Consider the following 18637-nt stretch of genomic DNA (forward strand, 5'->3'; position numbering starts at 1 on the left):
CGTGAGGCCCGGCCCCGCAATCCCCAGCGACCGCAGAATGGGCGCCCATGACGGCCGCCCCCGCCCGCACGCCCAGCCACCAGGCCTATGAAGCTGCGGCGCTGGCGGTGCCTGCACCTTTCAAGCGTTATGCAGTGCGCAGCGAGGAAGCGCGCCATGCCGAACTGGCGCGCTCGCCCTACGGCCGCGTTCACCTCGTCCGCGGCGTGCTGCACAACGCGTCGGCGCTGGCCGGCCTGGCTGCCCTGGGCCTCGCCCGCATGCGGCTCGCGGCCTTCTCCGACATCGATTACGCCCTCGTCGGACTGCAGGAGCTGGCCGACGCATCGCCTGGCGTGGCCGATTTGGTCGGGCTCATCGCTGCGGCGCTGCGCGGCACCGGCGTGCTGGGCGACGATGAGGCGGCCTACCGGCCGCGCGTGGCCGCCCGCATCGACTTTCTCGGCGCCCAGGGTGCCGGCTTCCACAACGATGTCGCGCGGCACTGGACGGCCTGTTTGTTCTGGAACCTGGCGCTGGCGGTGGACGATGTCGAGTTCGTGATGCCGCATGCCGGCTTGCGCCTGCCGCTGCAGCCGGGCGACCTCATCGTCTTCGACCAGACCCTGGCCCACGGCCTGTGCCGCCCGCGCGACCAGGGGCAGGCGGTGGCGGCCTCGTTCGCGGCTGGCGCCGGCGCGCGCCAGGTCTTTCTGGCCGGCGAACTGGCGCTTGGTGACGCCGAGTGGGCGGCGCTGGGCGCGCCCTGGCTGCCGCTGGAGGCCCATGCCGACGCGCTGGAACTGGTGGCGGCCAGCTTCGACGAGCGCAGTGGCGCCGTCCAGCGCCCGCACGCACTGGCGCACTGCATGTCGCGCGACAGCGTCTACGCCGAGGGCGGAAGGCCTTAGGGGCGGCTGCAATACGGTAGCGCTGTCATCTGCCTAGAATCGGCCATGGCACAGCAAGACGTTCAAGCCCCACGGCGCAGCCGGCGCGGCAGCGGCGCGGTCACCCTGCACGACGTGGCCCGGCTGGCTGGCGTGGCACCCATCACCGCCTCGCGTGCGCTCAACCACCCGGGCCAGGTCTCGGACGAGGTGCGCCAGAAGGTGGCCGATGCGGTGGCGCGCACCGGCTATGTGCCCAACCGCCTGGCTGGCGGCCTGGCCTCGGCGCGCAGCCGCCTGGTGGCGGCGGTGCTGCCCACGATCTCGGGCCCCGTCTTCCTGGAGACCGTGCAGTCGCTCACCGAGGCCCTGGCCGAGCGCGGCTACCAGCTGATGCTGGGCCAGGCCGGCTATGCCGGCTCGCGCGAGGACGCGCTGATCGAGGCCATCGTCGGCCGCCGCCCCGACGGCATCGTGCTCACCGGCATCATGCATTCGGCCGCGGGCCGCAAGCGCCTGCTGGCCTCGGGCATCCCGGTGGTGGAGACCTGGGATCTCACGCCCACGCCCATCGACATGCTGGTCGGTTTCTCCCATGTCGAGGTGGGGCGGTCGGTGGCGCGCTACCTGTACGCCAAGGGCCGGCGCCGGCTGGCGGTGGTGAGCGGCGACGACGAGCGCGCCCGGCGCCGCTGCGACGCCTTCTGCGCCGAGGCGCTGGCCCTGGGCCTGGCGCCGGTGCGCAGCGCCCTGGTGCCAGCGCCCACCACGCTCAAGCGTGGCCGCAGCGGCCTGGCCGAACTGCTGGATGCCGACCCCGCCATCGACGCCGTCTTCTGCAGCTCCGACCTGCTGGCCCTGGGCGTGATGACCGAGGCGCGCGTGCGCGGCGTTGCCGTGCCGGAGCAGTTGGCCGTGGTCGGCTTCGGCGACCTCGACTTCGCCGCCGATGTCGACCCCGCGCTGACCACGGTCCACATCAAGAGCCGCGAGATCGGGCGCCAGGCGGCGCAGTTCATCGTCGACAGTGCCGAGGGCCGCGCCATCGAGCAGCGGGTGGTCGACATCGGCTTCTCGCTGGTCGAGCGCGCGAGCAGCGGACTCGGGTGAACCCTTAGGTTTTTGCGCTTGTGAGGGTTGACAGGTAGCGCTACCATTTCGTCCGCATTTGGTAGCGCTACCGTTTGAGGTGCAGCTGCCCCGAATTCCCCCCAAGGAGACTGCCCGCCATGAACAGATTCAAGACCGCCCTGGCCGGCCTGGCCGTCGGCCTGATGGCCGCCACCAGCGCCCTGGCTCAGGCCTGGCCGGCCAAGCCGGTGACCCTGCTGGTGCCTTTCCCGCCCGGCGGGTCCACTGATTCCATCGCCCGCGCCATCGGCCCCTTGCTGACCAAGAGCCTGAACCAGACCTTCATCGTCGACAACAAGGCCGGCGCCACCGGCACCATAGGCGCGGCCTTCGTCAAGCGCGCGCCGGCCGACGGCACCACCTTTCTCGTCACCTCGCTGGGCCCGCTGGTCATCGCGCCCCACCTGATCAAGGGTGGCGTGCCCTATGACGCGCTGAAAGACTTCGACCCCATCACCGTCGCGGTGCAGGCGCCCAATGTGCTGGTGGTGCCGGCGAGTTCGCCGCACAAGTCGCTGGCCGATGTGATTGCCTACCAGAAGGCCAACCCCGACAAGATGAGCTTTGCCTCGTCGGGCAATGGCTCCAGCGACCACCTCACGGCCGAACTCTTCTGGCTGGAAAGCGGCACGACCGGCGTCCACATCCCCTACAAGGGCGGCGGCCCGGCCGTGTCCGATCTGCTTGGCGGCCAGGTCGACGCCTCGTTCCAGAACGTCAACACGGTGTTCCAGCACATCAAGTCGGGCAAGCTGCGCCCGCTGGCCGTCACCGGCGCCAAGCGCTCGCCGGTGCTGCCCGACGTGCCCACCATGGCCGAGTCCGGCGTGAAGAACGTCGACGTCTATTCCTGGCAGGCCGTGGTCGGCCCCAAGGGCCTGCCGGCCGATGTGCGTGCCAAATTCCATGCCGCCGTGATCGCGGCGCTGAACGACCCGCAGACGCGCCAACAGTTCACCGGCGTCGGCCTCGAGATCGTGGCCAACACGCCGGAGCAGTTTGCCGCCTTCCAGCAGCAGGAGTTCGCGCGCTGGAAGAAGGTCATCGAAGTACGCAAGATCAGCGCCGACTGAAGGCGCGGCGCCATGAGTTCCTCGTCCACGCCCGTCGTCACCGCGCTGCGGGCCATCCCCGTGGCCGGCCGCGACAGCATGCTGCTCAACCTGAGCGGCGCCCACGGCCCCTTCTTCACGCGCAACCTGCTGATCCTGAGCGACAGCGCCGGCCGCACCGGCGTGGGCGAGGTGCCCGGCGGCGAGAAGATCCGCCAGACCCTGGAAGACGCAGCCGCCCTCGTCGTCGGCCAGCCCATAGGCGCGCACCAGACCCTGTTGCAGGCGGTGCAGAAGGCCTTTGCCGACCGCGACAGCGGCGGCCGCGGCTTGCAGACCTTCGACCTGCGCACCACCATCCATGCCGTCACCGCCATCGAATCGGCCCTGCTCGACCTGCTGGGCCAGCACCTCGAGGTGCCGGTGGCGGCGCTGCTGGGCGAAGGCCAGCAGCGCGACGCAGTCGAGATGCTCGGCTATCTCTTCTTCGTGGGCGACCGCGCCAAGACCGGCTTGCCGTATGCCAGCGATCCCGGCGCCGCCGACGACTGGCTGCGCCTGCGCCACGAGGCAGCGATGACGCCCGCGGCCGTGGTGCGCCTGGCCGAAGCGGCGCGTGCGCGCTATGGCTTCAATGACTTCAAGCTCAAGGGCGGCGTGCTGCGCGGCGACGAGGAGGTCGACGCCGTCACGGCGCTGCACGAGCGCTTTTCCGAGGCGCGCGTGACGCTGGACCCCAACGGCGGCTGGCTGCTGAAGGACGCCATCCGCCTGGGCCAGCGCATGCGCGGCGTCGTCGCCTATGCCGAAGACCCCTGCGGCGCTGAAGACGGCTTCTCCGGCCGCGAGGTGATGGCCGAGTTCCGTCGCGCCACCGGCCTGCCCACGGCCACCAACATGGTCGCCACCGACTGGCGCCAGCTCAGCCACGCGCTGGCGCTGCAAAGCGTGGACATCCCGCTCGCCGACCCGCACTTCTGGACGCTGGCCGGCAGCGTGCGTGTGGCCCAGACCTGCCGCGACTGGGGCCTGACCTGGGGTTCGCACTCGAACAACCACTTCGATGTCTCGCTGGCCATGTTCACCCATGTCGGGGCCGCCGCGCCGGGCAAGGTGACGGCCATCGACACGCACTGGATCTGGCAGGACGGCCAGCGCCTGACGCAGGAACCGCTGCAAATCGTTGGCGGCCATGTGCAGGTGCCCACCAAGCCGGGCCTGGGCGTCACGCTGGACATGGCCGAGGTCGAGAAGGCGCACCGCCTCTACCGCGAGCACGGCCTGGGCGCACGCGACGACGCCGCGGCCATGCAATACCTCGTCCCCGGCTGGACCTTCAACCCCAAGCGGCCCGCGCTGGACCGCTGAGCGAAACACCCAGGAGCGCTCCATGCGTGAAAACCGACTGCGCCAGATCTGGAAGAGCGGCGGTGCCGCCGTCAACGGCTGGCTGGCCATTCCCAACAGCTTCTCGGCCGAGACCATGGCCCACCAGGGCTGGGATTCGCTCACCATCGACCTGCAGCACGGCGTGGTCGACTATCAAGCGATGCTCACCATGCTGCAGGCCATCAGCACCACGGCCACGGTGCCGGTGGTGCGCGTGCCCTGGCTGGAACCTGGCATCCTGATGAAGAGCCTGGACGCCGGCGCCTATGGCGTGATCTGCCCCATGGTGAACACGCGCGAGGACGCGCAGAAGCTGGTGGCCTACACCCACTACGCGCCGCGTGGCACGCGCAGTTTCGGGCCGGTGCGCGCGCTGCTCTACGGCGGCGCCGACTACCCCCAGCATGCCGACGACACCATCGTCACCTTCGCGATGATCGAAACCGCGGCGGCGCTGGACAACCTCGATGCCATCCTCTCGGTCGAGGGCCTGGATGCCATCTACATCGGCCCGTCGGATCTCTCGCTGGCGCTGGGCTGCCGCCCCACCTTCGACGACCTCGACCCCAAGGCGGCCGAGGCGGTAGACCACATCCTGGCGCGTGCCAAGGCCCACGGTGTGGTGGCCGGCATCCACAACGGCAGCCCCGAGGCGGCGCTGGCACGCATCGCCCGCGGCTTCCAATTCGTCACCGTCAGCTCCGACGCCCGCTTGATGGCCGCCGGCGCGCAGCAGGTGATGGCGCGCATGCGCGCCGGCACGGCACCCGCCGCCGGCGGCAGCTACTGAACCGCTTTCGCGAACTCCAAGGGGAACACCCATGAACATCGGATTCATCGGCCTGGGCATCATGGGCACGCCCATGGCCCTGCACCTGGCCGCTGCCGGCCACACGCTGCACGTCTACACGCGCAGCGCTTTGCCCGAGGCCATCACCGCAGCTTCGGCCTTGGCCTGTGCCAACGCCGCCGAGGTGGCGCGCCGCGCCGAGGTCATCTTCCTGATGCTGCCCGACACGCCGGACGTCGAGGCCGTTCTCTTCGGCGAGCAGGGCGTGGCCGCCGGCCTGCAGGCGGGCGCTGTGCGCAAGGTGGTGGTCGACATGAGCTCGATCTCGCCGATGGCAACCAAGGCCTTCGCGCAGAAGATCAATGCGCTGGGCGCCGACTACATCGACGCCCCGGTCTCGGGCGGCGAGGTGGGGGCCAAGGCGGCGTCGCTCACCATCATGTGCGGCGGCGACGAGGCGGTGTTCGAGCGCGTGCGTCCGCTGCTGGAGGCGATGGGCAAGAACATCACCCTGGTCGGCGGCAATGGCGACGGCCAGACCACCAAGGTGGCCAACCAGATCATCGTCGCGCTCAACATCGCCGCCGTCGGCGAGGCCCTGCTCTTCGCCAGCAAGGCCGGCGCCGACCCGGCCAAGGTGCGCCAGGCGCTGATGGGCGGATTCGCGGCCAGCCGCATTCTTGAGGTCCACGGCGAGCGCATGATCAAGCGCACGTTCAAGCCGGGCTTTCGCATCAAGCTGCACCAGAAGGACTTGAACCTGGCGCTGCAGGGCGCCAAGGAACTGGGCGTGGCGCTGCCGCAGACCGCCGGCGCGGCCCAGCTGATGCAGACCTGTGCCGCCAACGGCATGGCCGAGCTCGATCACTCGGCGCTGGTGAAAGCGCTGGAACTGATGGCCGGCCACGAAGTCGCCAAGGGCTGAGACGGCCCGCGCCGAGCCCTGGTGTGGCCCCGACCTGGCGGCCCACCCGCCCGCACAGCCGGACCCCGGGGCCCGGCAGAGCCGTCAGCGGCTCTTCGCGGCCTGGCTTCCGGCCACCAGCGCGGTGTCTTCGTCCACGTAGCGGCCGGCGAGCAGGGCCGTCACCACGGTGGGCGGCAGCTTGGCCACATGGGCGGCTTCCACCTTGCCGACGAACACCCAGCCCGTGGGCAGCTTGACGTAGGTGAAGCCCGACGGCGGGTCGACGAAGACGGTGTAGTCGGCCACGACCTTGGCCACCGGCTCGGCTTGTGCCGGCAGGGCGGCCAGTGCGCAAACGCTGAACACGGCCAGGATGGGGCGGATGAACTTGATCATGGGGGATCTCCCTCGGATGGAATGCATGGGATCTGGCGGGGGGGGGCGAGCGCCGGGCTTGTGGCCTTGGCTTGCAGATACTTACGGGGCGAGTTTACGGGTTAACCCTAGGCTTGTGCAAAAAGAAGCCAAGAAAATGTTGCGGTGCGGCATCGTTGCGACGCCCCGCAATCTTCAGCACCATGAAAGTGACTCCGCAGCCATGACCCCAGCCAACCCGGGCCCGCCCGGCTCCGTCGACGCCGTGATGCAGGCCCTGGCCGAGCGTCACTACCTGTGCGACCGGCGCCTGGCCACCGCCGTGTTCCTGAGCCTCAAGCTGCAGCGCCCGCTGTTTCTGGAAGGCGAGCCCGGTGTCGGCAAGACCGAGCTGGCCAAGGCCCTGGCCGCGGTGCTGGATGCGCCGCTGCTGCGCCTGCAGTGCTACGAGGGCCTGGAAATCGCCCAGTGCGCCTACGAATGGAACGTGGCGCGCCAGATGGTCGAGATCCGTCTCGCCGAGGCGGCCCACGCCATTGACCACGACCGTCTCGTGCGCAGCCTCTACGCCCGCGAGATGCTGATCGAGAGGCCGCTGCTGCAGGCGCTGAGCCAGAGCCGGCGGCCGGTGCTGCTGATCGACGAGCTCGACCGCGCCGACGAGCCCTTCGATGCCTTCCTGCTCGAGGTGCTGGCTGAGAACCAGATCACCGTGCCCGAGCTGGGCACCATCAAGGCCAGCGCGCCGCCCATCACGCTGATCACCAGCAACCGCACACGCGAAATCCACGACGCGCTCAAGCGCCGCTGCCTCTACCACTGGGTGGAGTTTCCCGACGCCGAGCGCGAGCTGCAGATCGTGGCGCTGAAGGCGCCCGAGGCCGGCGAGCGCCTGGCGCGGCAGGTGGTGGCCTTCGTCCAGCGCCTGCGCCAGCTGGACCTCTTCAAGGTGCCGGGCGTGGCCGAGACCCTGGACTGGGCGCGTGCCCTGGTGGCGCTGGATGCAAGCCATCTGGAGCCGGCGGCCGTACACGACAGCCTGGGCGTGCTGCTCAAGTACCAGGACGACATCGCCCGCGTCGAAGGCGGCGAAGTCGCGCGCCTGCTGGCCGAACTGGGTGCTGACGCCGCCCCGCGCTGAAGTGCCCCGCATGCGGCTGGCCGCCCACATCACCCGCTTCTCGCGCCTTCTGCACGCCGCCGGCCTGCAGGCCGGGCCCGACCGCGTGCTGACCGCCCTCGCGGCTGTCGAGGCCGTGGGCCTGGAGCGCCGTGACGATGTGCATGCGGCGCTGGCCGCGGTGATGCTGGACCACCGCGAGCAGCAGGCCGTCTTCGATGCGGCCTTCGATGCCTTTTGGCGCGCGCCTGGCCATGCCGCGCTTGCTTCGGCGCCCGTGAGCGCCACCGAGGTGTCGCCCTCCCGCCGCCTGGCTGAGGCCCTGGCAGTGGTGCAGGCCGGGACGCTGGCCAAGGCGCCACCGGCGGCCCCGGCCGCGCCCGAGCCGCCGGTACACGAGGCTGGCACCGGCTTCACTGCGCGAGAACGCCTGCAGCGCGCTGACTTCGAGCAGATGACGGCCGCCGAGTACGCCTGGGCGCAGGCGCAGGCCGCCCGCCTGCCGCCGCCGGTGGCCCCTGTGCGCCAGCGCCGCCGAGGGGCCGCGCCGCGCGGTCGCATCGACCTGCGCCGCACCCTGCAGGCCATGGTGCGCCAGCCCCACACCTTGCTGCCACGCTACACCCGGCCGCGCCAGCAATTGCCACCCCTTGTCGTGCTGCTCGACATCTCGGGCTCGATGGACCGCTATGCGCGCCTCTTCCTGCACTACATCCACGGCCTGATGTGCCGCCATCTGCGCGTGCAGGCCTTCACCTTCGGCACCCGGCTCACGAACATCACGCGCTGCCTGCGCGAGCGCGACCCCGACCGCGCGCTGGCCCGGGTCGAGGCCGCGGTGCAGGACTGGAAGGGCGGCACGCGCATCGCCGGCGCACTGGACGCCTTCCACCGCGACTGGTCGCGCCGCGTGCTCGGCGCCCGGGCCACCGTGCTGCTGGTCAGCGACGGCCTGGACCACGATGACAGCCAGCGCCTGGGACAGGTCGCGGCGCGGCTGCGGCGCACGGCCCACCGCGTGGTCTGGCTCAACCCGCTGCTTCGCTTTGCGGGCTTCGAGCCGCGCGCTGCCGGTGTGCGTGCGCTGCTGCCGCATGTCGACCGCTTCCTGCCGGTACACAACCTCGCCAGCCTGGCCGGTCTGGCTGCGGCGCTGGGCACCCAGGGTTCTCCCGGCCGGCGCGCTGGGCCGGTCTGCGGGCCAAAAGGGCGGCCATAGTAGACTTTGTCCCCGGTCCCCGACGCGGCGGCCGCGCAAGGCGCCCCACGTCAACCCCGCCGCCGAACCCGCTTCCACGGTCTTCGGTGCATGCCCGTCCGCACCGGCGGGCTCGGCCGAGCCGGCCGCCACGCCCCATTCAGCCCATGTCTGTTGCCCTGCTGGCCAAAACCCCGTTCGAGCTGAAGAGCCACACCTGGATCCTCACCGCGCTGCGCCTGCACACGGTCGATGCGGCCCTGCTGGCGGCCGAACTGGACGCGCGCTTTGCCGACAGCCCCGGCCTCTTTGACGACGAGGCGGTGGTGGTCGACCTCGGCGCCCTGCCCGAAGACCAGGCCGAGGCAGAACTCGACTGGCCGGCGCTGCTGGCGGCGCTGCGCCACCACGGCATGCGGCCGGTGGGCGTGCAGGGCGGCAGCGCCGCGCAGCGCGCCGCGGCGCGCGAGGCCGGCCTGGCCGAGGCCGGCGAGGCCGAACCGCGGCGCGAGCCGCGCATCCAGCCCGCCATCACCTTGACCGAGCCGGCGCTGCCGCCGGTGGAAGCCGCGCCGGCCGCGGACGCTGTCGAAGCCGTGCCAGAACCGCAGGCGGCAGCGCAAGCCCCCGCGCTGCCGGCGCGCCTGCCGACGATGGTGGTCGACAAGCCGCTGCGCTCGGGCCAGCGCGTCTATGCCCGCGGCGCCGACCTGGTGGTGCTGTCGGTGGTGAGCTTCGGTGCCGAGGTCATCGCCGACGGCCATATCCACGTCTATGCGCCGCTGCGTGGCCGCGCCATTGCCGGTGCGCGCGGCAACACCGAGGCGCGCATCTTCAGCACCTGCATGGAGCCGCAACTGGTGTCCATCGCCGGCATCTACCGCACCACCGAAACCCCGCTGCCCCCGGGCGTCACCGGCCATCCGGCCCAGGTGCGCCTGGAGGGCGAAAGCCTCATCGTCGAGCCATTGCGCGCCTGAGCGCGCCGGCCCGCCGCTGCAACTACACACTGAACAGGAAAACGTCCCGATGACCCGAATCATTGTCGTCACGTCCGGCAAGGGCGGCGTGGGCAAGACCACGACGAGTGCCAGCTTCGCGTCGGGCCTGGCCCTGCGCGGCCACAAGACCGCCGTCATCGACTTCGACGTCGGCCTGCGCAACCTCGACCTCATCATGGGCTGCGAGCGCCGCGTGGTCTACGACCTCATCAACGTGATCCAGGGCGAGGCCAACCTCAACCAGGCCCTGATCAAGGACAAGAACTGCGACCAGCTCCATGTGCTGGCCGCCAGCCAGACGCGCGACAAGGACGCGCTCAGCCAGGAGGGCGTGAAGCAGGTGCTCGACGACCTCGCCGGCCTGGGCTTCGAGTACATCGTCTGCGATTCGCCGGCCGGCATCGAGACCGGCGCGCTGATGGCCATGCACTATGCCGACGAGGCCCTGGTGGTGACCAATCCCGAGGTCTCTTCGGTGCGCGACAGCGACCGCATCCTCGGCATGCTGGCGTCCAAGACCCAGCGCGCCATCGAGGGCAAGGAGCCGGTCAAGGAACACCTGCTGATCACCCGCTACAACCCGAGCCGCGTGCAGGGCGGGCAAATGCTGTCGCTGGACGACGTGCAGGAGATCCTGCGCATCCCGCTGATCGGCGTCATCCCCGAGAGCGAGACCGTGCTGCAGGCCAGCAACCAGGGCCTGCCGGCCATTCACCTGAAGGACAGCGATGTCGCCCAGGCCTACCAGGACGTGATCGCGCGCTTCCTGGGCGAGAAGGTGGCGATGCGCTTCGTCAACGCGGAGAAACAGGGCTTCCTCAAGCGCCTGTTCGGCGGGAGGTGAGCGCGATGTCCTTTCTGTCTTTCTTTCTCGGCGAGAAGAAGAAAACCGCGTCCGTGGCCAAGGAGCGGCTGCAGATCATCCTGGCGCACGAGCGCTCGGGCCGCGGCGTCTCGCGCGCCGACTACCTGCCGCAGATGCAGCAGGAGCTGATGGCGGTGATCAGCAAGTACGTCAAGGTCTCGCTCGCCGATGTGAAGGTGAGCGTCGAGAAGCAGGACAACTTCGAGGTGCTCGAGGTGAAGATCGAGCTGCCCGACGAGCTGAAGTAGCGCTCATACGGGTTTGCATTCGACCGTATAACCAGGCGGGGAGCCGAAGACAGTGCGCCAGCACGGCGAGGCGACCCAACGACGTTAGACGGTTGAAGGCGAATCCGTATCAGGTGGCGGCCGGCTCGGGCAGGCGAATCTGCCCGTCGGTGCTGAACTGGTAGTCCTGGAAGACATGCGCCGCGCTCAGCAGTTGCCAGCTGCCGTCCGGCTGCCGCAGCGTCGTCTCCTTGAGACGGTACGTCTTGTGGCCGCAGGTCCAGATCTCGAAGTTGCGCATGTGCGTACACAGGCAGGTCTTATCCATCACCGAGACGCGGCGTTCCTCGGGGTGGGCGTCCACCTCGCGGTTGTAGGCCGTGATGTAGGCGCACTTGCCATTGGCGTCGAGCAGGTAGCCATAGGCTTCGCAGTTGGGGCGTATGCCGTCGCCGATGCCGGGGCTGCTCTTGATCATGCGCATGGGGTAGCCGGTGGGCGAGATCTCGTTGACCTCGATGTCGGTTTCCTCGGCCTTGAAGTATTCCTGCTTGATCTCGTCGGGCAGGCCGCATTCGCGCGTCACGGTGAAGCGGGTGGCCACCTGCACGCCGGCGGCGCCGGCTTCCATGAAGCGCACCGCATCGCTGCCGGTGAAGATGCCGCCGGCCGGGATGACGGCGATGTCGGCCAGGCCCTCCTGCTTGAGGTAGGCCATGATCTCGGCCACGATGGTGGCGAGGTCGTAGTTGGCCCAGTCCATGCCGAAGCCCAGGTGGCCGCCGGCCAGCGGGCCTTCGACCACCACGTAGTCGGGCAGGCGGTTGAGGCGGCTGTTCTTCTTCAGGAAGAGCTGCAGCGCGCGCAACGACGAGACGATGATGCCCAGCTTGGCATCGCGAAAGCGCGGGTGGTCCTCCATCAGCGCGAACGAGCCCAGGTGCAGGCCGGCGGCCAGCGTGATGCCGTCGATGCCGGCGTCCAGCGCCGCCGCCAGGCGCACGCGCAGCGTCTCGCGCGGGCCGTTCATCGTCAGCTTCTCCATGCAGTTGATGAAGATGAGGCCGCTGCCCTGCTTGCGCGCCATCGTGCCCTCGACGTGCAGCCGGGTGGCTTCGGCCAGGTGCTCGAGGTTGAATTTGACGGGCGACTTGTCCTGCGAATCGACGTTGTACTTGTACTGCGCCTGCTTGGCCTTGACGAACTTGGTCTTGTAGCGGCGGTCGGTCACCGTCTTGACCATGGCGTCGGAGATGTGGCCCACGCCGCCCAGGCGCGCCGCCTCGAGGGCAAGGTCGGAGGACGAGATGTCCACCCCCATGCCGCCGATCATGATCGGCACCAGTTCGTGGCGGCCCAGCCGCATGCGGTAGTCATCCAAGCGCTTCATGGTCGGCCTTTATCTCTTATGTGCCCGGGCCATCGGCCGGTGGAGCCGATGGCTTCGGGGCAAGTATGCGGCGGCAGGGCCGGGGCGCCGTGGCCGCCGACCCTGCAGACCGCACTGTAAACGGCGGCCAAACCATTGCGCCCGCCGGGGTGGGCGCGGCGCAGAAATTCAGGCCTTGCCGGCTGCCGCCGCTGCCACGCGCGAAAACTCGTCGAAGGCCGCGGCCGCGCTGGCTGCATACATCAGCGAAGGCCCGCCACCCATGTAGGTGGTGACGCCCAGCATCTCGTCGACTTCCTGCCGCGTCGCGCCCAGCTTCACCAGGGCCTTGGCGTGGAAGCCGATGCAGGGGTCGCAGCGTGCCGCCACGCCCAGGGCCAGCGCGATCAGTTCCTTGGTCTTGCCGTCCAGCGCGCCCGGCGCGGTGGCGGCGCGGCCGAGATCGTTGAAGCCCTTCATCACCTCGGGCGTGCTCGTCCGCAGCGTGGCGAGCTGGGCCGAGACCGATTGCGTCAGGTCACGGTACTTGTCGGGGGCAAAGGCCATGGCGGGGCTCCTGGGAAGGGTGGGGATTCCGGACTCGCAATATACCCAATTGGGTATATTGCAAAACTGACGGCCCCGGGCTCAGGCTGTCAACGTCGATGGCAGTGGCAGGGGTTCCTGCACCGCCAGGCCCTGGGCGTAGTCCACCCCCAGGTGGCGCAGTTCGGCCAGCGCCGCCGCGGTATCGGCCGCTTCCGCCACCGTGATCCGGCCCAGCAGATGGCCGGCATGGTTGATGGTGTCGGCCAGCGCGCGGTCCACCGGGTCGCTGATGATGCCGCGCGTGATGCTGCCGGCAATCTTGAGCAGGTCTACCGGCAGCGCGCGCAGGCAGCTCAGCGAGCCGGCACCGGCGCCGAAGCCGTCCAGCGCGACGCTGCAGCCCAGCCCCCGGGCCGCCTGCACGAAGCGCGCGCTGCCGCGCAGGTCGTTGACGGCTGCGGACTCGCCGATCTGGAAGCACAGCGCACCCGGCGGCAGGGCCTGCGCGCGATCACGGATGTGCCCGATCAGGCCCTCGTCGGCCAGCGTGGCCGCCGAGAGGTGGATGGCGCAGACCAGGCCGGGGCCGAAATGCAACGCCAGCGCGGCGTGGCGCGCGCAGACGGTGGCGATGACCCAGCGGTCGATCTCGGGCATCAGGTGCGAGCGTTCGGCCGCGGCCAGGAAGCTGCCGGGCAGCACCAGTCGGCCGTCTTCGTCCTGCAGGCGCAGCAGGATCTCGATGCGAGGGCCGGATGGGCCTGCCGCGTCGGCCACCGCGCCGGCCGTTTGCAAAGCCAGCCAGGGCTGGTAGTGCAGGCGCAGGCGGTCTTCGGCCAGGGCGCGGCGCAGGCGGTCGGCCCAGCGCGCCTCGCCGCGCCGCTGGCTGCGGTCGGCCTCGCTGGCCTGGTAGATGCAAGCGCGGTCGCGCCCCTGCTCCTTGGCGGTGTAGAGCGCGGTGTCGGCGGCGGCCAGGATTTCGTCGCGGCCGGGGCTGTCGGGGCCTATGACGACCAGGCCCATGCTGACACCGACGCCGAAGGTCTTGCCGTCCCAGTGCAGCCGGTGGTCGCGCACGGCGGCCAGCAGGTCGGCCGCGATCAGGCGTGCGCGCGCTAGCGAGCAGCCCTCGAGCAGCACGCCGAACTCGTCACCGCCCAGCCGCGCCAGCGTGTCGGATTCGCGCAGCTTGTCCTGCAACACCAGCGCCAGCTGCTTGAGCAGGGCGTCGCCCGCGGCATGGCCGCAGCTGTCGTTGACGAGCTTGAAGCGGTCGAGATCGAGCGAGCACAGCACATGGCGGCGCTGCGAGTTGCGCGCGCTCAGCAGCGCGGCGTCGACGCGGGTCTCGAACTCGCTGCGGTTGACGAGCTCGGTCAGCGCATCGTGGGTGGCCGCCCAGGTGATGCGCTGGGCCAGTCGGCGCGCCTCGGTCACGTCGCGGAAGACCATGGCGCCGCCGCTGAGCACGCCGTTGGCGTTGCGCAGCGGCGCCGCCGAGGTCTCGATAGCCAGCAGGCTGCCGTCGCGTCGCAGCAGCGCCACCCGGGCCTCGTCGCTGGCGGCATGCCGGCGCTCGCGCATCGCGCGTGTCAGCGGCGTTGCCAGCGGCGCGCCCGTGCCCTCGTCCACGAGATGGCAAACCTCATCCAGGGCACGGCCTCGCGCCTCCTCCAGCCGCCATTGCGTCAGCAGCGCGGCCACCGGATTGAGGTATTCGATGCGCTCCTGGGCGTCGGTGGTGATGACGGCATCGCCGATGGACTGCAGCGTGTCTCGGGCGCGCTCCTGCTCGTCGGCCATGGCGGCGGCGATGCGCTCGTTGCTGGCGATCAGCCGTCGCAGCATGGCAAACAGGGCCGCCGCGCTGGCCAGGCTGAAGGCCGCCGACAACGCGGTCTCGGCCAGCAACTGGCGTATGGAGTGCCTCACTTCGACCCGGCCGACAGGGGTGCCGGCGTCGTACAGCAGCGCCGAACGGGCCATCGCCGGCCAGGGCGTGGCGTGCGGCGATTCGGCAATCAGCTCGCCCTGCAGCGAGACAATGCGCGCCCGCTCCTCGGGCGGCTCCTGCGGCAGCCGCACCAGCAGGTCGCGCAGGCGCAGATCTTCGAAGCGCCACAGCTCGGGGTTGCGGCCTATGAGCTGGCCGATGACCTCGGCCTTGACTTCGACCTTGGTGCGCAGCGCCGAGGCCTGGGCGCTGTAGCCGATCGCGAAGTAGCCGGCCGGCAGGCCCACGGCCAGCAGCACCAGCACCAGCCAGACCAGTCCGGCCAGCAGCCCCTTGTTGCTGTGCCCCACCAACTGCCAGGCGCGGTTGTCGTGGGAGGCCATCACTTCACCCAGTGGCCGGTGCGCTGCAGAATGGCGCGCCCGGCCGGCGAGCGTGCGAAATCGACAAAGCCCTGGGCGGCGGGGCCGGAGCGGGGTGCCGTCACCAGGTACAGCACACGCTGCAACGGGTAGCGTTCGTCGGCGATGGCCTGTGCATCGGGGCGCACGCCGTCAAGCGCCAACGGCTTGAGCGCACGCCGCTCCGACAGCAGCAGGGCCAGTGTCGTCGGTCCCACGGCGCCGGCCACCTTTTCGAGCTGTTCGGCGGTTTCCTGGTCGGTGACCGTGACCAGCAGGCCCTGGCGCTGCTCGGCCAGTTCCTTGGCCCGGCGCAGCGCCGGCGAGAGGTTCTTGATGGCCTCGGAGTCGGCGTCGCCCATTGGCCGCAGCACCAGCCGGATGCGGCTGCCGTCGGGCCAGGCCAGGCGCTCGCCGCTGTAGATTTCGGCCAGCTCTTTCAGGCTCAGGCTGGAGACGGGGTTGCGGGAGTGCGTGGCAAACACCACCGGCGTGCGGCCGTACTCGACGGCCGACGCGCCGGCCGCGGCTTCGGCCGCGGTAAGAGGCCGCCCGCTGACGGCGATCTGCACCGCGCCGGCTGCCAGTGCCTTGATGCCGCCGCCGCTGCCCAGGCTGGGCAGCACGGTGACGACATCGCCTGCGTGCTGTTTGGCATACGCGGCACCGAGCAAGCGCATCGTGCCCAGGGCGGCACCGGTGCCGCCTATCCTGATTTCTTCGGCCCTGGCGGGTACGACACAGGTGGCCAGGGCCAGCAACCAGGCCAAGCCCGGCGCGGCCCATCTGCTAATCATGTGAAGGTATTTGACCATGGACGGGGCAGCGCTGCAGGTGGCCGTTTCGGGCTTGTGGCAGCCCTTCACGGATGGCAAGGCGCCGGGGCCATTCTTCGGCACTCTTCGGTTCGGCCGGTTCTGAATCCAGGGCGGGTTACCGTTCTTACCTTCGGCTGCGGCAGGTGCAAAGTGGGTGGCTGGCTGGCGGGCTGTCAGCGGGGCAGGCTGGGGTGTCGGCTATCATCGCCCGGTCATTGGGGAGTAGTCGCGCTGCCGTCTTAATAAACGGCGGTGGCTTGCGTCAACACACTTGGCCCACAGGCCATGGCGCAAGCGGTTTCCACGCCTGGCAAGACCTTTGACCACGATGCCTCCGACCTGGCCGGGGATGCGTCGTGGTCAACCGTCCCGCTTCCGGCCATTTTTTCGGAAACCCCATGGAATCTCTCCTCGTCTCGACCGGCGTCGTCGCCCTCGCCGAAGTCGGCGACAAGACCCAGCTGCTGGCCTTCATCCTGGCCGCGCGCTTCAAGAAGCCCCTGCCCATCATCGCCGGCATCCTTGTCGCGACGGTCCTCAACCACAGTCTGGCCGGGGCGCTGGGCGCCTGGATCACCACCAGCGTCAGCCCCGGCGTGCTGCGCTGGGTGCTGGCGGCGTCCTTCATCGGCATGGCCATCTGGACGCTGATCCCCGACAAGATCGAGGAAGAGGAAACCCAGGTCGCCCACCGCTTCGGCGTCTTCGGCGCCACCCTGATCACCTTCTTCCTGGCCGAGATGGGCGACAAGACCCAGATCGCCACCGTGGCGATGGCGGCGCACTACGCCAGCCCGGTGCTGGTGGTCATAGGCACCACGCTGGGCATGCTGATCGCCGACGTGCCGGCGGTCTTCGTCGGCGACAAGCTGGCGGCCAGGATTCCGATGAAGCTGGTACACAGCATCGCCGCGGCCATCTTCGCTGGCCTGGGCGTGGCCACCCTGCTGGGCGTGGGCGAGAAGCTGGGCTTCTAGCCGTCCGCGCTCGCTTCGGGCATCGAGAGTCGCTTCACCGCGCCGACAAAGCGCGAAAGCGTGGCCGACAGCGCACCCGGCTCAAGGCGGATGTCCAGCAGCTGGAAGCGCCCGCGCGTGGCGTGGGCGCGCGCCAGCGCCGCCTGCAGCTCGGCGCGCGTGCGCACCGCGTGGCCGTCGCCGCCCATGCCGGCGGCCATGGCGGCGAAATCCCAGCGCGGCAGCGCGTTGAAGCGCGCGCCGGGCTCGAAGGTGCGCAGCATCTCCCAGCTGGCGTTGTTGAAGACCAGCACGATGGGGTCGCAGCCGCAGCGCGCGGCATTGCCCAGCTCCCAGCCCGTCATCTGGAAGGCACCGTCGCCGACCAGGATGAGGGGCCGCTCGCCGCTGGCTACCTGCAGGCCGATGCCGGCCGGTACGCCATAGCCCATGCCGGCGTAGTAGCCGGGGGCGATGAAGGTGGCGGGCGCCAGGTCCATCGCCGTGAACAGGCAGTCGCCCACGTCGCAGGCCACCGGCATGCTGCCCTCGCGGGCCAGCAGCGCGTTGACGGCGGCGGCGATGTCGGCCGGCGTCACCGGCGCCTCATCGGCCACCGCCGGCGCCGGCGGCAGGGGCGCGGGCCGGGCGGCGGCCGGCGCGGCGCGCGGGGGCACGCGCGCCAGCAGGGCCTCGATGAGGTCGGCGATGGGCAGCTCGTGGTAGACGTGGTGGCCCATCACGACATTGCCGTCGTAGACCTGGATGCTGTTGCGCAGGTCGATGCGGCGTGCCGAGACGGCGAAATTGGTGTCGGAGACGATCACGCCCATCAGCAGCAGGCCGTCGGAGCGCTCGATGCGCTCGCTCACTGCGGCGTCACCGGCCAGGCCCAGATAGGTGCCCACCAGGTCGACATCGTCGTGCGCCAGCAGGCCCCGGCCCATGAAGCTGGTGACCACCGGCACTGCCAGCCGCCGCGCCAGCTCGGCCACGCGCGCCTCCAGCGCGTAGCGGCGCACCTCCACGCCCACCATCAACACCGGCCGGGAGGCCGCGTGCAGGCGGGCCAGCAGCTCGTCGGCGCAGGCCGCCAGGCGCTGGTCATCGGGCGCGAAGCGCGGCGTGGCCGGCACGGCGGCGCAGGGCCGCATGGGCATGTCGCGCGGTATTTCCAGGTAGACCGGGCGCGAGCGCGCCAGCGCGGCGTCGAGCACGCGCGCCATCTGCGCCGGCGCAAGGGCGATGTCGTCCAGCCGGGCGCGGTCCACCGTCAGTTCCTCAAACACCCGCCACTGCGAATCCAGCGTCTTGACCTGGTGGTGCAGCAGCAGGCCGCTGGCGGCCTCATGTGCCGCCGGTGCGCCCGAGAGCACGACCAGCGGCACGCGCTCGGCATAGGCGCCGGCCACCGCGTTGACGAGGTTGAAGGCGCCGGCGCCGTAGGTGACCGCCGCCACGCCCAGGCCGCCGCGCACGCGTGCCGCGGCATCGGCGGCAAAGCCCACGCCGGGCTCGTGCGACAACGTGTGCAGCGGCAGCAGCGCGGCGCGCTCGATCTCGCGGAACAGCGGCAGCGCGAAATCGCCCGGGATGCCGAAGATCTCGGTCGCACCGCGCGCCTTCAGCGCCTGCAGCAGGCGGGTCGTGAGGTTCATGCGATCTC

Annotated in this window: 18 protein-coding genes and 1 riboswitch; of the genes, 12 read left to right on the forward strand and 6 right to left on the reverse strand. The window is 70.3% G+C overall.

Annotated features, from left to right (window positions below; translation table 11 throughout):
• Window positions 1–47: 47 nt before the first annotated feature.
• The 6 genes from JMV16_RS19165 to JMV16_RS19190 all read left to right on the forward strand — a co-directional run bounded on the left by JMV16_RS19165 (window position 48) and on the right by JMV16_RS19190 (window position 6156).
• Window positions 48–890: a hypothetical protein gene (locus JMV16_RS19165; RefSeq protein ID WP_201495895.1), complete on the forward strand. Its 843-nt coding sequence runs from the start codon at window positions 48–50 to the stop codon at window positions 888–890.
• Between the two features lie 45 nt (window positions 891–935).
• A complete protein-coding gene (locus tag JMV16_RS19170) occupies window positions 936–1979 on the forward strand; it encodes a LacI family DNA-binding transcriptional regulator (protein WP_201495896.1) in 1044 nt (347 codons plus the stop codon).
• Window positions 1980–2098: 119 nt separating this feature from the next.
• Complete coding sequence (locus JMV16_RS19175) at window positions 2099–3073, forward strand: Bug family tripartite tricarboxylate transporter substrate binding protein (protein ID WP_201495897.1); 975 nt, start codon at window positions 2099–2101, stop codon at window positions 3071–3073.
• A gap of 12 nt (window positions 3074–3085) precedes the next feature.
• On the forward strand, window positions 3086–4420 hold the full coding sequence (gene gudD / locus JMV16_RS19180; RefSeq protein WP_201495898.1) for a glucarate dehydratase: 1335 nt from the start codon (window positions 3086–3088) through the stop codon (window positions 4418–4420).
• 22 nt (window positions 4421–4442) lie between these two features.
• Complete coding sequence (locus JMV16_RS19185; RefSeq protein ID WP_201495899.1) at window positions 4443–5231, forward strand: HpcH/HpaI aldolase family protein; 789 nt, start codon at window positions 4443–4445, stop codon at window positions 5229–5231.
• Window positions 5232–5262: 31 nt separating this feature from the next.
• The gene (locus JMV16_RS19190) at window positions 5263–6156 is read left to right on the forward strand and encodes a 2-hydroxy-3-oxopropionate reductase (protein ID WP_201495900.1); all 894 of its coding nucleotides are present in this window, start codon (window positions 5263–5265) and stop codon (window positions 6154–6156) included.
• Window positions 6157–6240: 84 nt separating this feature from the next.
• On the opposite strand, the gene JMV16_RS19195 is transcribed toward JMV16_RS19190, so the two are convergent.
• Complete coding sequence (locus JMV16_RS19195; protein ID WP_201495901.1) at window positions 6241–6534, reverse strand: hypothetical protein; 294 nt, start codon at window positions 6532–6534, stop codon at window positions 6241–6243.
• A 202-nt stretch (window positions 6535–6736) separates the two neighbouring features.
• Here JMV16_RS19195 and JMV16_RS19200 point away from each other — a divergent pair, with 202 nt between their 5' ends.
• The 5 genes from JMV16_RS19200 (at window position 6737) to minE (ending at window position 10945) form a co-directional block, all read left to right on the forward strand.
• Window positions 6737–7654: an AAA family ATPase gene (locus tag JMV16_RS19200; protein ID WP_411565050.1), complete on the forward strand. Its 918-nt coding sequence runs from the start codon at window positions 6737–6739 to the stop codon at window positions 7652–7654.
• A 10-nt stretch (window positions 7655–7664) separates the two neighbouring features.
• Window positions 7665–8852, forward strand: coding sequence for a vWA domain-containing protein (locus tag JMV16_RS19205; protein WP_201495902.1), 1188 nt, complete (start codon window positions 7665–7667; stop codon window positions 8850–8852).
• Window positions 8853–8998: 146 nt separating this feature from the next.
• A complete protein-coding gene (minC, locus tag JMV16_RS19210) occupies window positions 8999–9811 on the forward strand; it encodes a septum site-determining protein MinC (RefSeq protein WP_201495903.1) in 813 nt (270 codons plus the stop codon).
• A gap of 49 nt (window positions 9812–9860) precedes the next feature.
• Window positions 9861–10676: a septum site-determining protein MinD gene (gene minD, locus JMV16_RS19215; protein WP_201495904.1), complete on the forward strand. Its 816-nt coding sequence runs from the start codon at window positions 9861–9863 to the stop codon at window positions 10674–10676.
• 5 nt (window positions 10677–10681) lie between these two features.
• Entirely contained in the window at window positions 10682–10945 is a 264-nt protein-coding gene (gene minE / locus JMV16_RS19220; protein WP_201495905.1) for a cell division topological specificity factor MinE, read from the forward strand.
• Window positions 10946–11054: 109 nt separating this feature from the next.
• Here the strand turns inward: minE and JMV16_RS19225 are convergent, their stop codons facing one another.
• From JMV16_RS19225 to JMV16_RS19240, 4 genes are all read right to left on the reverse strand, one after another.
• A complete protein-coding gene (locus JMV16_RS19225; RefSeq protein ID WP_201495906.1) occupies window positions 11055–12314 on the reverse strand; it encodes a nitronate monooxygenase in 1260 nt (419 codons plus the stop codon).
• Between the two features lie 168 nt (window positions 12315–12482).
• The gene (locus tag JMV16_RS19230) at window positions 12483–12860 is read right to left on the reverse strand and encodes a carboxymuconolactone decarboxylase family protein (RefSeq protein ID WP_201495907.1); all 378 of its coding nucleotides are present in this window, start codon (window positions 12858–12860) and stop codon (window positions 12483–12485) included.
• 81 nt (window positions 12861–12941) lie between these two features.
• On the reverse strand, window positions 12942–15179 hold the full coding sequence (locus JMV16_RS19235; protein ID WP_201495908.1) for an EAL domain-containing protein: 2238 nt from the start codon (window positions 15177–15179) through the stop codon (window positions 12942–12944).
• On the reverse strand, window positions 15179–15994 hold the full coding sequence (locus JMV16_RS19240) for a substrate-binding domain-containing protein (protein ID WP_201495909.1): 816 nt from the start codon (window positions 15992–15994) through the stop codon (window positions 15179–15181). The genes JMV16_RS19235 and JMV16_RS19240 overlap by 1 nt, the downstream gene beginning before the upstream one ends.
• Window positions 15995–16220: 226 nt before the next feature.
• A riboswitch (yybP-ykoY riboswitch) is annotated at window positions 16221–16399 on the forward strand.
• A gap of 14 nt (window positions 16400–16413) precedes the next feature.
• Between JMV16_RS19240 and JMV16_RS19245 the strand changes: the two genes are divergently transcribed.
• On the forward strand, window positions 16414–16992 hold the full coding sequence (locus JMV16_RS19245) for a TMEM165/GDT1 family protein (protein WP_201495910.1): 579 nt from the start codon (window positions 16414–16416) through the stop codon (window positions 16990–16992).
• Here the strand turns inward: JMV16_RS19245 and ipdC are convergent.
• A complete protein-coding gene (ipdC, locus tag JMV16_RS19250) occupies window positions 16989–18629 on the reverse strand; it encodes an indolepyruvate/phenylpyruvate decarboxylase (protein ID WP_201495911.1) in 1641 nt (546 codons plus the stop codon). The genes JMV16_RS19245 and ipdC overlap by 4 nt on opposite strands.
• Window positions 18630–18637 lie beyond the last annotated feature (8 nt).

This window comes from Rubrivivax sp. A210 (assembly GCF_904426505.1).
In the GTDB taxonomy this organism is placed as follows: domain Bacteria; phylum Pseudomonadota; class Gammaproteobacteria; order Burkholderiales; family Burkholderiaceae_C; genus Rubrivivax.